The sequence below is a fragment of the Paraburkholderia sp. SSBN10T genome (genome assembly GCF_056619545.1).
This window is the reverse complement of record NZ_JBWQQI010000030.1, coordinates 50,091-64,392: the sequence shown is the minus strand read 5'-3', so window position 1 is coordinate 64,392 and position 14,302 is coordinate 50,091. Positions and strand designations below refer to the sequence as shown.

Below are 14,302 nucleotides of genomic sequence, written 5' to 3'. Positions count from 1 at the left end.
ACGTGAAGGAAAAATCCAACTCAGAAGTGGGGCGTGTGATGCGAGACAAAGAAGATGAGCTCGTCGACGGCAGCCGACGTACGTGGCTGATTACGACGACCGTAGCAGGTGGCATAGGAGGCGTTGCCACTGTCGTACCCTTTGTTAGTTCGTTTGCACCATCTGAAAAGGCCAAGGCAGCCGGCGCGCCGGTCGAGGCCGATATCAGCAATCTGAAGCCCGGCGACATGATGACCGTCGCCTGGCGCGGCAAGCCGGTCTGGATCCTCAACCGCACCGACCGGATGCTGGCCGACATCCAGAAAGCCGATAACGAAGTAGCCGATCCCCATACCGAACATCCCTTCTCGATGCCGTTGCCGGAGTACTGCAACAACGAATTCCGCTCGCGGCCCGATCACAAGAATCTGCTGGTTGCCGTTGCCGTGTGCACCCATCTGGGCTGCACACCGACGCCGCGTTTCCAGGAGGGCGCCCAGCCGAATCTGCCGGACGACTGGCCTGGCGGCTTCCTGTGCCCCTGCCACGGTTCCACCTATGATCTGGCCGGTCGCGTCTTCAAGAACAAACCGGCTCCGCAGAACCTGGATATCCCTCGCTACATGTTCACGTCGGCTACCCAGCTCGTGATCGGCAAGGACGAGAAAGGAGAAGCGTAAATGGCGATCGAACACGAAGTGGAGACAACCGGGCTGGCCGGCTGGATCGACCGCCGTTTCCCGATGACGGCGACGTGGAAAAAGCACGTCTCCGAGTATTACGCGCCAAAGAACTTCAACTTCTGGTATTTCTTCGGCTCGCTGGCGCTGCTGGTGCTGGTCAATCAGATCGTCACCGGCATCTTCCTCACCATGAACTACAAGCCCGATTCGACGCTCGCGTTCGCCTCGGTCGAGTACATCATGCGCGAGGTGCCGTGGGGCTGGCTGATCCGCTATATGCATTCGACGGGCGCGTCGATGTTCTTCGTGGTCGTCTACCTGCATATGTTCCGCGGTCTGCTGTACGGCTCGTACCGCAAGCCGCGCGAGCTGGTGTGGGTCTTCGGCTGCGCGATCTTCCTGTGCCTGATGGCCGAGGCATTCTTCGGCTACCTGCTGCCGTGGGGCCAGATGTCGTTCTGGGGAGCACAGGTGATCGTCAACCTGTTCTCGGCGATTCCCTTCATCGGGCCGGACCTGTCGCTGTGGATTCGCGGCGACTATGTGGTCTCGGACGTCACGCTGAACCGCTTCTTCGCGTTTCACGTGATTGCGATTCCGCTGGTGCTGATCGGGCTGGTGGTGGCGCACATTGTGGCGCTGCATGAAGTGGGCTCGAACAATCCGGACGGCATCGAGATCAAGGCGAAGAAGGATGCGAACGGCATTCCGCTCGACGGCATCCCGTTCCACCCGTACTACTCGGTGCATGACTTCATGGGTGTGAGCGTGTTCCTGCTGATCTTCGCGGCGATCATCTTCTTCGCGCCGGAGATGGGCGGCTACTTCCTGGAGTCGAACAATTTCATTCCAGCCAATCCGTTGCAGACGCCGCCGGAAATCGCACCGGTGTGGTACTTCACGGCGTTCTATGCGATGCTGCGCGCCACCACCGATCCGTTCAAGATCGTCCTGATGATCGTGATCGCGCTGCTCGGGCTATTCGCGCTGGTGCGCGCCCGCGGCAAGTGGAAGGTGGGGCTGCCGGTGCTGGCCGTGCTGGTGATTCTGGCGATGTTCTTCACCGAATCCAAGTTCTGGGGTGTGGTGGTGATGGGCAGCGCGGTGGTCTCGCTGTTCTTCCTGCCGTGGCTGGACCGCTCGCCGGTGAAGTCGATTCGCTACCGGCCGTTCTTCCACAAGGTGTTTTACGGGATCTTCGTGCTGGCATTCCTGACGCTGGCGTTCCTCGGAACCAAGCCGCCGTCGCCCGCCGCGACCTTGATCGCGCAGATCTGCGCGCTGGTCTATTTCGCGTTTTTCCTTGGCATGCCGTTCTGGACGCCGCTTGGCAAGTTCAAGCAGCCACCCGAACGGGTGCGGTTCAAGCCTCACTAATCGCAGGCCAAGGAGACACGAAGATGAGAAAAATGCTTTCGAGGCTCGCGGTGATAGGGGCCGCATCGCTCACGCTTGCGCTGGCGTTGCTGGCCGCGCCGGCTTACGCGGACGAGAATTTCCCGCTCGACCGCGCGCCCGATAACGCAGAGAATTTCGCTTCTTTGCAGCACGGCGCCAAATTGTTTGTAAACTACTGCCTGAATTGCCACAGCGCGAACCTGATGCGCTACAGCGCATTGACCAGTTTGGGCATTTCACCGCAGGAAATTCAGACTAACCTGCTTTTTACGACCGATAAAATCGGTAACACGATGTCGGTAGCAATGAAGCCCGACGACGCGAAAGCGTGGTTCGGCACCGCGCCGCCGGATCTGTCGGTGGAAGCACGGGCGCGCGGCCGCGACTGGCTGTACACGTATCTGCGCAGTTTCTATCGCGACGATGCGCGGCCAACCGGCTGGAACAATCTGGTGTATGAAAACGTGAGCATGCCCAACGTGTTGTGGCAGCTTCAGGGGCAACGTACGGCGAAGTTCGACGATGTAGTCGACGAAAGGAGCGGGGAAACAGTCCATAAATTCGTCGGCTACCAGCAGATCGCGCCGGGGGCGTTGTCGCCGGTGGATTATGATTCGGATGTGGCCGACCTCGTGTCGTACCTGTCCTGGATGTCCGAACCGACTCAGCAAACCCGTCACCGGCTTGGTGTGTGGGTGCTGCTGTTCCTCGGCATCCTGAGTTTTCTCGCCTGGCGATTGAACGCTGCGTACTGGAAAGATATCAAATAATCACGCCATAACTGGCGTGGGGCCGGCGCAAGGAAAGACCTGCTGGACGGTTTTTCCGCGTGCTGGCCCTTCAGCTTTTTGAGGAAACGTAAACATGATGGTTCTGTATTCCGGCACAACTTGCCCGTTCTCCCAGCGTTGCCGGCTGGTGCTGTTCGAAAAGGGCATGGACTTCGAGATCCGCGACGTCGACCTGTTCAACAAACCGGAAGACATCGCTGTGATGAATCCGTATGGTCAGGTGCCGATTCTCGTCGAACGGGATCTGATTCTGTACGAATCGAACATCATCAACGAGTACATCGACGAACGCTTCCCGCATCCGCAACTGATGCCGGCCGATCCGGTGCAACGCGCCCGCGCGCGTCTGTTCCTGCTCAACTTCGAGAAGGAACTGTTCGTGCACGTCGGCACGCTCGAAAACGAGAAGGGCAAGGCCGCCGAGAAGAATCACGAGAAAGCACGCCTCGCGATCCGCGATCGCCTGACGCAGCTCGCGCCGATTTTCCTGAAGAACAAGTACATGCTCGGCGAAGAGTTCTCGATGCTCGACGTGGCGATCGCGCCGTTGCTGTGGCGTCTGGATCATTACGGCATCGAGCTGTCGAAGAACGCCGCGCCGCTGATGAAGTATGCCGAGCGGATTTTCAGCCGCCCGGCCTATATCGAAGCGCTGACGCCGTCGGAAAAGGTGATGCGTCGTTGAGTTTGGCTTGAGGGCGCGGGCGCCGCGCGCTGCTTGTGAGTGTTTGCGCGCCGGCGCGCGGCGCCTTGCCCTCAAGGAAACGCCGGGCCGCCCCAAGTTTCCCGCCCCGAAGGAAATCCCCGAGGGGGATTGACCCCCTCGGGGGGCCTGACGCGTAAGCGGCAGGTCTGGGGGCGCTCAGTAAGAGGACTGTTGATGCAAGAGATTTCCACGAAGCCTTACCTGCTGCGCGCGCTCTACGAGTGGTGCACGGATAACGGCTATACGCCGCACATCGCGGTACGGGTCGACAATCAGACGCGGGTGCCTCGCCAGTTCGTGCGGGACAACGAAATCGTGTTGAACATCAGTTTCGAGGCAACCAGCCAGTTACAGATGGGCAACGAGTGGGTCGAGTTCAGCGCGCGGTTTTCGGGCAAGTCGCACAAGATCGAAGTGCCGGTCGCCAATGTGCTGGCCATCTACGCGCGTGAGAACGGCCAAGGGATGGCGTTCCCGGTCGATTCGGCAGGCGGCGAAGCGACGGATTCCGGGGCGGACGACGAGGCCGCGGATGAAGCGGCCGCGCCGGTGAAGGCGGGCGGCGCTGGGCCGAGGGCGGTTGAGGCTGAGCCGGTTGCCGCGGCGAAGGCTGACGATGCCGACGAGACGCCTCCTCCCGATGACGATGGGTCGAAGGGCGGCGGTCGGGGGCATTTGAAGGTCGTCAAATGACTTGAGACGGCAAGCTAACGCCAGTGGGATGAGCGGGTTACGTGAGGTTTGCGTAACCCGTTTTTATTTCTGCGCGTCGAAGTGCTTTGGCTGCTTTGACTTTTAGTCCAACGCAAAAACAAAACGGGCTACGCAAACATCACGTAGCCCGTCGAATTTCTGGTGCCCCCTGTCTGATTCGAACAGACCACCTCATGATTACAAGTCAAGTGCTCTACCAAATGAGCTAAGGGGGCGAAAGCAGCGCGCTATTATAAACCAAGAAGAACCAGACAGCTACCCGGCCGGCCGCATCTCGGCAGCCTCATCAGTTACCATGTACGTCTATTCGATATCCCTGTCATATCGAATCCCCACCTCGCTCAATGACCCAACACCCTAAGCAACACCCCACCCAGGCACCGACCATTACCTGGCCCGAGGCCGACGGCCCGCGCACCGCGCGCTGGCGTTCCGAAGCGGCGGTGCCGCCGCCCAAGCGCGTCGTGGTGGCTGATGACCGCACCACGGCCGATACCGCCTATCGCCTCGCCTGCGAAGGCACGGCGCTCCTGTGGCAAGGCGACTTCCAGAACGCCCGTCAGCTTTTGCAGGCGGTGACGCGCCGCGTCGAGCGCAAGCCGCGCAAGCAGGCCGAGACGCTGATCGACGCCTTCAATTTCCATCGCCAGGCGCAGTCGCAACGCGCGCGCACGCTGGGCATGATCCTGATCCCGCTCGACGCCGCCTACGCGATTCCGTTGCGCCGCGCGCCGGAAGTGGCGCAGGCTTGCGCGGAGACCTATGGTCCGCCGTCCGGCGAGGCGTCGGTGGTGTCGTTGCGCGAACTGCTTGGTCTGATCGGCGCTCACGAGTGGCGCAAGAAGGGCGTGGAGATTCCCGTGCTCGGCGAGCGCATTCACCCGCACTACGGCGTGTTCTCGCCGGTACGAGGCGAATACGTCGACCTGGTGGCGAGCACGCCGCTGCCGTCGCTGAACAAGGCATTCGATATCGGCACCGGCACTGGTGTGCTTGCCGCATTGCTGGCCAAACGCGGTGTAAAGAAAGTCGTCGCGACCGACCAGGACCCGCGTGCGCTGGCTTGTGCGCGCGAGAATCTCGCGCGCCTCGGCTTCGCGCAGCAGGTCGACGTCGTCGAGGCCGACCTGTTCCCGGAAGGCCGCGCACCGCTCGTGGTCTGCAACCCGCCTTGGGTGCCGGCACGGCCGGCCTCGCCGATCGAATACGCTATCTACGACAACGACAGCCGCATGCTGCTCGGTTTCCTGAACGGGCTGGCGGACCATCTGTCGCCAGGCGGCGAAGGCTGGCTGATTCTGTCGGATTTCGCTGAGCATCTGGGTTTGCGCACCCGTCAGTTTTTGCTCGACGCGATCGAAAAGGCCGGGCTTACGGTGGTAGGGCGCGAAGATATTCGTCCGCGCCATCCGAAGTCTTCGGATGAAACCGATCCGCTGCATGCCGCGCGCGTCGCTGAGGTGACGTCGTTGTGGCGCCTGAAGGCGCGCTAGGAACCCAGGCGTCTACCGGCGAACGGCGCTCAGCGTCCGGCTTCAGCCAGCCAGGCCAGCGCCCCGCGCCCCGCGACCAGCCCGCTCGCGAAGCACGCGGTCAGCAGGTACCCTCCGGTCGGCGCTTCCCAATCGAGCATTTCGCCGGCGCAGAACGCGCCCGGCAGATGCCCGATCATCAAGCGCGAATCGAGCGCTTCAAAGGGAACGCCGCCTGCGCTGCTGATGGCTTCTTCAATTGGCCGCGCACGCACGAGTTTCAAAGGCAGCGCCTTGATCGTTTGAGCGAGCAGCGTCGCATCGGCAAACGCTTCCTTTGAAAGCGCTTCATGCAGCAGCCCGAGCTTGACCCCGCCAAGGCCGATGCGGCTTTGCAGATGGCTCGACATCGAGCGTGAGCCGCGTGGCCGGGTGACTTCGTCCAGCAGGCGTTGCTCGCTGAGTCCGGGGGCGAGATCGAGCGCGATCGTGGCTTCGCCGTCCGCCAGGATCCGCTCGCGGATCGGCGCAGACAGCGCGTACACCAGGCTTCCCTCGACACCCGATTCGGTTACGACGAACTCACCTTGCCGATGCTGGACGTTGCCGTCGGTGCCGGTCAAGGTGATCGCCACAGGCTTCACCGGCGCGCCGGCGAAGCGCTCGCGGAAGTACCCGCTCCAGTTCGCGTCGAAGCCGCAGTTCGCTGCGCGCAGCGGCGCAACCGGCACGTCGCGCGCGCTCATCAACGGCACCCATGCCGCGTCTGAGCCGAGGCGTGGCCAGCTTCCGCCACCCAATGCGAATACCACGGCGTCGGCGTGTACCTGCTGCTCGCCGGCGGGCGTCATGAAACGCAGTGTCTGCTGCGCGGTGTCTCGCGTGGCGCCTTCGTGCCCTTCGTTGGCCGCTTTCGTGAACTCCACGCTCTCCCAGCCCACCCATTTGTGCCGCATGTGAAACCGCACGCCGGCTTCCTTCAGACGATGCAGCCAGGCGCGCAGCATCGGCGCCGCTTTCATGTCGGTGGGGAACACGCGGCCTGAACTGCCCACAAAAGTCTCGACGCCCAGACCTTGAAGCCATGCCCGCAACGCATCCGGCCCGAACGTATCGAGCAGTGGCGCAATCTGTTCACGCCGCGCGCCGTAGCGTCCGAGGAACGGTTCGAGCGGTTCCGAATGCGTGATGTTCATGCCGCCTTTGCCGGCCATCAGGAACTTGCGTCCCACCGACGGCATGGCGTCGTACACGTCGACGCGCACGCCGTGCCGGGCGGCCAGCGCCTCGGCGGCCATCAGGCCAGCGGGGCCGCCGCCGATGACGGCGACGCAAGCGGAATCGGACAAGGTGGACATGCGGTGCATTCGGATCGGTGAGGGCGTGAGGAGGAGAAAAGCCGCTTGCGCGGCCAGCTTGCCACGGCCGGCGGCGCAAAGCGCGCTATTTTCACACCCAGCGCTGGATGGGGCAAACGCGAGGCCGCTCCGGCGCACCCGGACAGCGGCCGCGAAAAGCGCTGATGTGCTAAACCGTCGCGCGTGCCGTCTCCGGCTCATGGTGTCCACCCGGGCTGGTCGGCAGCGGCTCGATCCGGCCGACGATCACGAGATAACTGAACGCGCCCAGAAAGCAGAATCCACCGGCGACGATCAGCGGAATGGTGAACGAACCCTTGGTCAAGGCGACCATCACGCCGGTAAACGTGGTGATGACAATGCCGGCCAGATTCGAGGCGAAATTCTGAATGCCGCTGATCGACGCGACATGATCCTGGGTAGGGGCGACGTCAGCGGGGAGCGACCAGATGCTGGCAGCCGCGAACGCGAGGCTGCCGTAGGCGACGCCGAAGCAAGCCAGCATCAGGTACACGTTCGAGGTGAAGGCCGACAGCGTGATCACCGACGACATCAGCATTCCGCCCACCATGCAGGTCTTGCGCGACGCGGTGAGGCTCCAGCCGCGCCGGTAGAGCGCGTCGGAGACGAAGCCCCCCAGCCAGCCGCCGGGGATCGAAATCAACGCTGGAATCATCCCGAGCGTGCCGAGCGATTTCAGCGAGAAGCCGCGCGTCTGCACGAGATAGCTTGGAAACCACGTGATGAAGAAATAAATCACGAAGTTCAGGCAGAAGAAGCCCAGCATCATGCCCCACAACGTGCGGTGGCGGAACAGCGAGGCCCAGCTTGCGCGTTGCCCGCCGGTGCGCGCTTCGCGTTGCGGCACGACATCGGTGGCGCCGGTCATGTCGCCGTGGGCGGGGCTGCGATAGATCGCCAGCCAGCCGGCAATCCACACCGCGCCGAGGAGGCCGGTGGCGACGAACGACGCTTTCCATCCGGCGCTGCTGATAATCAGCGCGACAAGCGGAATCGACAGCGCCGAGCCGACCCGTGAGCCGCTATCGAAGATGCTGGTGGCGATCGCCCGCTGCGCCGGCTTGAACCACTGCGCGACCAGTTTCGCGCAGGACGGATAGGCGCCCGCCTCGCCGATGCCGAGCATCAGGCGGCAGCCGAACATCGCGGCGACGCTGCCCGCCACCGCGGTGGCCGCCGTGAACAGCGACCACCAGCCGACCGCCAGCGGCAAGGCGATACGCGCGCCCACCCGGTCGATAAACCAGCCGAACGGCATCTGCATGAACGCATAGGTCCAGAAAAAGCCGCTCAGGATGAGACCCATCTGCGCCGGCCCGATGCCGAGCGCTTTTTCGATCTGCGGTGCGGCGACCGCGAGATTCGCCCGGTCGACGTAATTCACCGCAATAGCCAGAAAGCATAGAAAGATCACGACCCAACGCATTTTCCTCATGACAACGTCTCCTCCGGGGGCGGCATCCGTCGTGTGGATCGTGCGGTCCGCTGCGATGCCGGCTGGCGGTGCATCTGTCCTGTGCGTCCCACTCTGCCGGTGGGACTGCATTGCGTGCTTACTGATATCGGCCTGACCAGTTGCCGATAATAGAAGTGCTTTGCGCATCCGGTCAAATGCGCGTTCGATGATCGAAGGGGCGATCGCCGCGAGCGTCGCACCCACGGCGAAGCCGAAGGCGCTCAAGGCGCTCAAGGCGTTAAGGATGCTGTACGGGCGGATGGCGCAGGACGTGGCGAACCGCCGCGCACCGATTGCCGCGGACCGCGAGTTTCACCTGGGGGTGGTGCAGATGTCGGGCAACGACGTGCTGGTGCGCATGGTGGCCGATCTGTTCGACGAGCATCGCGCGATTCTCGAAGCGCTCGAGGCACGCGACCAGGTGCAGGCGCATGCTGCGATGCAGCGTCATCTGAAGCAGTCCTATGAGCGCCTGATGATCCAGTTAAAGCCTTGAGCACAGGCGCGCGCTGGCAGGCGAGCGGGCGAGGCGCAAGCGCCGCGGCCGCGCGTCGCTTTCCGGGCGTCAGCCCGGATATTCCTCATCGACCTTGAGCCCGGCGAGCTTGAAAATCACGCGCAGCGTTTGCGGCTTGATATCGCGCCGCGAGGCGAGCGTGGTCATCACGAAGTCGAGTACCTTGGCGTACTTGAGCATCGTGAGACAAGTCTCGAGGTCGACGCTGCCGTCGCGCATCAACTCGGCGAGGCGCAGCATCTCGACGGAGATATCGCGCGCCATTTCCAGTTCGAGCTGCTGCTTCTCGGTCCACGCGGGCGTGGCCATCAACTTGGTCAACAGTTCCTGAAACTTCTGTTCGGCGTTGCCGTTGGGTATCGTATCCATTGCCGCCTCATGTTCTTCTGAGCGCGCTTCCAGTTAAGATCGCGGCGCACTGCAGGTTACGTAACGTTCAGACCCGTGTTCCGGTCCGACCTCCCCACACGCTTGCGGTTCGCCTGATCGATCCGGCACCGGCAGTGTGTCTTTGTTCTCCATGCAGCCCGCCACGGGGCTAGGGCTGCATGCCTGGCCTGCTGCGCGTTCTCGCTCCGTCTTGCTTCGCTTCGTGCACTAATTTCAGAGCAGGAAGCGTTCCAGGAAAACGCGATGCGCGCGTCGTCGGCGGCGATGAATCGGCTGCTGTGCCGCGCTTTGGGTAAACTGGCAGTAACTTTTCTCTTTTTCCGTCGCCTGTCGCACGTTCGCCGTGCAATCGATGGCGCTCCGTACGATGTCCAGCAAAACTCACGAAATTCGCCCCAACCAATCTGTCGAACTGCTGAAGGAACTCCATATCCTCACGCGCGACGGCAAGATGAATCAGGACAGCCGCCGTAAGCTGAAGCAGGTCTATCACCTGTTCCAGTTCATCGAGCCGCTGCTGAAAGATCTGAAAGAAAGCCAGGGCGATTTGACCCTTGTCGACCACGGCGCCGGCAAGTCTTATCTTGGTTTTATCCTGTATGACCTGTTTTTCAAGGAGCAGCAGGATAAATCGCACATCTACGGCATCGAGACGCGCGAAGAGCTCGTGACGAGCTCGGAGGCGCTGGCGGTGCGGCTGGGCTTCAAGGGGATGTCGTTTCTGAATCTGTCGGTGGCGGAGTCGATTTCGTCAGACCGTTTGCCGGAGAAGATCGATATCGTCACCGCGCTGCACGCGTGCAATACCGCGACTGACGACGCCATTCGCTTCGCCCTGCAAAAGCATGCGAAGTACATCGTGGTGGTGCCGTGCTGTCAGGCCGAAGTGGCCGGAGTGCTGCGCCAGAACAAGAGCAAGTCGCTTGGCAATGCGTTGACGGAGATCTGGCGCCATCCGTTGCATACGCGGGAATTCGGCAGCCAGATCACCAATGTGCTGCGCTGTCTGCAACTCGAGGCGCACGGCTATCAGGTGAGCGTGACCGAACTGGTGGGCTGGGAGCATTCGATGAAGAACGAACTCATCATTGCCCAATACAAGGATCTGCCGCGCCGCCGCCCGGCGGAACGGCTCAATGAGGTGATGGAGACGCTCGGGATTGCAGAATTGCGTGAGCGCTTCTTTGTGGAGGCTTGAAGCGGCGCAGCCGCGTTGGCACAAACCGGCGGGGCTTGGCCGGGATTATTACTCGCTGGCCGGCTCGCTCATCCACTTCTGCCACCCGGCCAGGCCGAGGCGGCGCAGCGTTTCCTGATTGCGCTCGTAGATATCGGCGGCATCCGGAAACGCCTCCACCGCGCGTTCGATGCTGGCTTCGCGCAGCAGATGGAGGATCGGATACGGGGCGCGATTCGTATAGTTTTCGATGTCGTCCGCCTCGCTGCCTTCGAACTGGTAGCGCGGATGAAAGCTTGCGATCTGTAATTCGCCTTCAAGACGCAATTGCGCGAGCATGCGGTCCGCGAAGAACAGACAGTCGTTGTATTCGAGGAAGTCTGCGAGCGCGTGCGGCAGGATCAACAGCGTCGTGTCGATCTCGGCGGGGTCGGCCTGTTCGAGCGTTTTCAATTCCGCTTCGAGATCCGCCAGGACGCCTTCCATATCCGTCGCCTCACTGATCGCGTAGCGGATCTGCCCCTTCACGTGCACGGCCTTGGCGAACGGGCACAGGTTCAGGCCGATGACCGCGCGGGTCAGCCAGTGGTGGGTCGACGCAAGGATGGCGGCGTGGGAATCGGTGGACGGCGGCATGGCGGGGCAGCGGGCTTAAAGCGACATTTTACGGGTGCGGGCGCAACCCGGGGTTGACGTTCGGCTCGAGGTTCATACGCGTGCCCCGCATGAAGTGACGCAGCGCTGGTTCGCGCCGCTCCCGCCATGCAGAGCGCCTAGGCATCGGGCTCAGTCTTCAGGTCCACCGCGTTCGGGCAAGCTGCGGCAATCAACTGCGCAGCCACCCGCGGCGCGGCCAGAATCGGCCCGCAACCGGGACCGTAGGTCTGGCTCGCGGCATACACGCCTTCGATCAGCAACCCGAGTGCGTTCGCCAAGGCGACCGGATCGCCGGCGCCGGCCTGGGCGGCAAGAGCCGTAATCCGCTCGATCAGCCGTGCCTTGTTGCCGAAGACAAACTGGCGCGCCGCATGCGACGCATCGGGAAATTCCACCGCGACATTCACAAACGGACAGCCGCGATAGTCCTCGACCGACGCGCGCACGGCCAGATCCTCGAAGTATTGCAGGAGCTGTTTGGCCGGCTCGCCCGGATGCTTCGCGAAGCTCTTTTCGACGTAGCGGAAAAACTGCGCGTCTTTGCGCTCCAGATACGCCAGTACGAGGTCGTCCTTCGACGAAAACTGCCGGTACAGGCTCATCTTGTTGACGCCCGCCCGCTCGACGACGGCGTCCACTCCCACAGCCCGCACGCCTTCGCGGTAGAACAGTTCGCCGGCGGCCTGTAGCAAATGCTCCTGCGCTTGCGGCCCGGCGGTCTGCGTGCGGGTACGGCGGCCGCTTGTGGCCGGCTTGGCTGTGTCGCTCTGTGACATGGTGGCCCCGCAGTCGATTTTCGATGCTTGACATGTTACCGACCAGTCACTAACATCGCAACACCATTGTGACAGATCTGTCACAAGTCCTTTGCCAAATGCGTAACAAACCGAGGCGTCAGACGGGTGGGCGCCGACTGGAGATCCGATGAACTGGGCAGCGAGAATGATTGGCGGTCGCTTCCATTACGGCTGGCTGACCGTAGCGGTGGTGTTTCTGGTGTTGCTGGCCGCGGCGGGCACGCGCGCCACGCCAAGTGTGATGATGGTGCCGCTCGAACATCAGTTCGGCTGGAGCCGGGCGACAATCTCGCTCGCCATTTCGGTGAATATCGCGCTGTACGGCCTGATGGGGCCGTTTGCCGCGGCGTCGATGCAGCGCTTCGGCGTGCGTCCGACGGTGCTGACCGCACTCGGCACGATGGCGGGCGGGGTGGCGCTGTCGTCGCTGATGACGCATCCGTGGCAGATGATCCTGATCTGGGGCGTGATGGTGGGTGGTTCGACCGGGGTGGCGGCGCTGTCGCTCTCGGCGACGGTGGTGAATCGCTGGTTCACCACACATCGCGGTCTGGTGATGGGTATTCTCACCGCCAGTTCGGCGACCGGTCAGCTCGTGTTCCTGCCGTTGCTCGCGGCGATTGCCGAACATCATGGCTGGCGCCCGGTGGTCTGGGTCGTGGCGGGCGCCGCGGCGATCGTCCTGCCGCTGGTGGCGTTCCTGTTGCCCGAGCATCCCGCCGACCTGACGCTGCGTCCGTACGGCGCACCTGCCGACGCGCCGCTCAATCGCGCCGCGACGAAGCAGAATCCCCTTGCCATCGCGTTCGGCACCTTGGCCATGGCCAGCAAGACGCGCGATTTCTGGTTGTTGTTTTTCAGCTTCTTCATTTGCGGCGCAAGTACCAACGGCTATGTCGGCACGCACCTGATCGCCATGTGCGGCGACTATGGCATGAGCGAAGTGCAGGGCGCGTCGCTGCTGGCCGCCATGGGCATTTTCGACCTGTTCGGCACGACCTTGTCGGGCTGGCTGTCGGACCGCTTCAATAGCCGTGTGCTGCTGTTCTGGTACTACGGGCTGCGAGGCCTGTCGTTGATGTACCTGCCGCATGCGTTCGGTATCGACTTCTTCGGGTTGCCGCTGTTCGCGGTGTTCTACGGCCTCGACTGGATCGCCACCGTGCCGCCCACCGTGCGTCTCGCCACCGATGTCTACGGCAAGGAAGCGGCGCCGGTCGTATTCGGCTGGGTGGTCGCCGGGCACCAGCTTGGCGCGGCCTTCGCGGCACTGGGGGCAGGCATGCTGCGCGCGAGCCTCGGCACGTATACGGTGGCGTCGATGATCTCGGGCGGCTTGTGTCTTGTCGCTTCGGTGATCGTGCTGCGTATCAACCGCGGCGAGCGGACGCTCGCGCCGCAGACGGTCTAGGACTGATCGACGTTCCATATTCGTCGGGTGTCACCCGCCATGCCGTTCTATCGCCAAGAGGAAAACGATCTCGAACGCGCTTTATTAGTCTGTTTCACGGCGCCTGCGGCGAAGCCCGGGTATGCTATGTGCCCCGGGCAGCCGCCCGTCGATCATGAATTTCGACTGAGAGAAGCGCATGGCCAACAAACCCGCCCCAACCGCAGTCCCCATTCACGAACTGATTGCAGGCCGCTGGAGCCCGCGCGCGTATGCGAGCGAGCCGGTCAGCCGCGAGCAGCTGCACGCGGTTCTTGAAGCGGCACGCTGGGCGCCTTCGTCGTACAACGCGCAGCCGTGGCGTTTTATTGTTTTCGATCGCAGCAGCGACGAGATTTCCTTCAAGCGGGCCTTCGCTACGCTTGTGCCATTCAATCAGGGTTGGAATGCGCCGGCGCCGGTGTTGATCGCCGTGACCACGCAGACGCTTACCAGCAAGGGTGAAGTGAACCGTTGCGCATCTTACGATGCGGGCGCGGCCGCCATGGCGCTGGTATTGCAGGCCCACGCGCTGGGACTCGCCGCGCACCAGATGAGCGGCGTCGACATCAATGCCTTCCGCAAGGCGTTCGCGATTCCCGACGACGTTGAAGTGATCGCGATGATTTCGCTCGGCCATTACGGCGACGTCGACAAGCTCGACCCGGTGCTGCGCGAACGCGAGAAATCGGTGCGCACGCGTTTGCCGCTCGGCGAGATCGCTTTCAGTGGCGCGTGGAAGAGGCCGTTCTGAGTG

15 protein-coding genes and 1 tRNA gene are annotated in these 14,302 nt (G+C 62.7%); 10 read left to right on the top strand and 6 right to left on the bottom strand.

Going from position 1 to position 14,302, the window contains the following annotated elements:
• Window positions 1–38 precede the first annotated feature (38 nt).
• From petA to AC1ECK_RS32535, 5 genes are all read left to right on the top strand, one after another.
• Window positions 39–659 carry a ubiquinol-cytochrome c reductase iron-sulfur subunit gene (gene petA, locus AC1ECK_RS32555; protein WP_480326795.1) on the top strand — a complete coding sequence of 207 codons (621 nt, stop codon included), beginning with the start codon at window positions 39–41 and terminating at the stop codon, window positions 657–659.
• Window positions 660–2,039, top strand: coding sequence for a cytochrome b (locus AC1ECK_RS32550; RefSeq protein WP_480326713.1), 1,380 nt, complete (start codon window positions 660–662; stop codon window positions 2,037–2,039).
• Window positions 2,040–2,062: 23 nt separating this feature from the next.
• Window positions 2,063–2,830, top strand: a complete 768-nt coding sequence (locus AC1ECK_RS32545; RefSeq protein ID WP_480326711.1) for a cytochrome c1 — start codon at window positions 2,063–2,065, stop codon at window positions 2,828–2,830.
• A 94-nt stretch (window positions 2,831–2,924) separates the two neighbouring features.
• Window positions 2,925–3,536: a glutathione S-transferase N-terminal domain-containing protein gene (locus tag AC1ECK_RS32540; protein WP_006052302.1), complete on the top strand. Its 612-nt coding sequence runs from the start codon at window positions 2,925–2,927 to the stop codon at window positions 3,534–3,536.
• Between the two features lie 195 nt (window positions 3,537–3,731).
• Window positions 3,732–4,250, top strand: a complete 519-nt coding sequence (locus tag AC1ECK_RS32535; protein ID WP_480326709.1) for a ClpXP protease specificity-enhancing factor — start codon at window positions 3,732–3,734, stop codon at window positions 4,248–4,250.
• A 160-nt stretch (window positions 4,251–4,410) separates the two neighbouring features.
• Here AC1ECK_RS32535 and AC1ECK_RS32530 read toward each other — a convergent pair.
• Window positions 4,411–4,486, bottom strand: a tRNA-Thr gene (locus AC1ECK_RS32530).
• 129 nt (window positions 4,487–4,615) lie between these two features.
• Here AC1ECK_RS32530 and AC1ECK_RS32525 point away from each other — a divergent pair.
• A complete protein-coding gene (locus AC1ECK_RS32525) occupies window positions 4,616–5,764 on the top strand; it encodes a methyltransferase (RefSeq protein ID WP_480326707.1) in 1,149 nt (382 codons plus the stop codon).
• A 29-nt stretch (window positions 5,765–5,793) separates the two neighbouring features.
• Here the strand turns inward: AC1ECK_RS32525 and AC1ECK_RS32520 are convergent, their stop codons facing one another.
• On the bottom strand, window positions 5,794–7,101 hold the full coding sequence (locus tag AC1ECK_RS32520; RefSeq protein WP_480326705.1) for a TIGR03862 family flavoprotein: 1,308 nt from the start codon (window positions 7,099–7,101) through the stop codon (window positions 5,794–5,796).
• A 169-nt stretch (window positions 7,102–7,270) separates the two neighbouring features.
• Window positions 7,271–8,557 carry an MFS transporter gene (locus AC1ECK_RS32515; protein ID WP_480326703.1) on the bottom strand — a complete coding sequence of 429 codons (1,287 nt, stop codon included), beginning with the start codon at window positions 8,555–8,557 and terminating at the stop codon, window positions 7,271–7,273.
• Window positions 8,558–8,744: 187 nt separating this feature from the next.
• On the opposite strand from AC1ECK_RS32515, the gene AC1ECK_RS32510 reads away from it, so the two are divergent.
• Entirely contained in the window at window positions 8,745–9,074 is a 330-nt protein-coding gene (locus tag AC1ECK_RS32510) for a FadR/GntR family transcriptional regulator (RefSeq protein ID WP_480326701.1), read from the top strand.
• Between the two features lie 69 nt (window positions 9,075–9,143).
• Here the strand turns inward: AC1ECK_RS32510 and AC1ECK_RS32505 are convergent, their stop codons facing one another.
• Window positions 9,144–9,464, bottom strand: a complete 321-nt coding sequence (locus AC1ECK_RS32505) for a type II toxin-antitoxin system HicA family toxin (protein ID WP_074301493.1) — start codon at window positions 9,462–9,464, stop codon at window positions 9,144–9,146.
• A gap of 388 nt (window positions 9,465–9,852) precedes the next feature.
• On the opposite strand from AC1ECK_RS32505, the gene AC1ECK_RS32500 reads away from it, so the two are divergent.
• Window positions 9,853–10,683: a class I SAM-dependent methyltransferase gene (locus AC1ECK_RS32500; RefSeq protein ID WP_480326698.1), complete on the top strand. Its 831-nt coding sequence runs from the start codon at window positions 9,853–9,855 to the stop codon at window positions 10,681–10,683.
• A gap of 48 nt (window positions 10,684–10,731) precedes the next feature.
• Here the strand turns inward: AC1ECK_RS32500 and AC1ECK_RS32495 are convergent, their stop codons facing one another.
• Both AC1ECK_RS32495 and AC1ECK_RS32490 read right to left on the bottom strand, forming a co-directional pair.
• Window positions 10,732–11,298, bottom strand: coding sequence for a DUF1415 domain-containing protein (locus AC1ECK_RS32495; RefSeq protein ID WP_480326696.1), 567 nt, complete (start codon window positions 11,296–11,298; stop codon window positions 10,732–10,734).
• A gap of 137 nt (window positions 11,299–11,435) precedes the next feature.
• Window positions 11,436–12,095, bottom strand: a complete 660-nt coding sequence (locus AC1ECK_RS32490) for a TetR/AcrR family transcriptional regulator (protein ID WP_480326694.1) — start codon at window positions 12,093–12,095, stop codon at window positions 11,436–11,438.
• Between the two features lie 148 nt (window positions 12,096–12,243).
• On the opposite strand from AC1ECK_RS32490, the gene AC1ECK_RS32485 reads away from it, so the two are divergent.
• Together AC1ECK_RS32485 and AC1ECK_RS32480 are read left to right on the top strand one after the other, a co-directional pair.
• Window positions 12,244–13,527 carry an MFS transporter gene (locus AC1ECK_RS32485; protein WP_480326692.1) on the top strand — a complete coding sequence of 428 codons (1,284 nt, stop codon included), beginning with the start codon at window positions 12,244–12,246 and terminating at the stop codon, window positions 13,525–13,527.
• A gap of 178 nt (window positions 13,528–13,705) precedes the next feature.
• Window positions 13,706–14,299, top strand: a complete 594-nt coding sequence (locus AC1ECK_RS32480; RefSeq protein ID WP_480326690.1) for a nitroreductase family protein — start codon at window positions 13,706–13,708, stop codon at window positions 14,297–14,299.
• Window positions 14,300–14,302 lie beyond the last annotated feature (3 nt).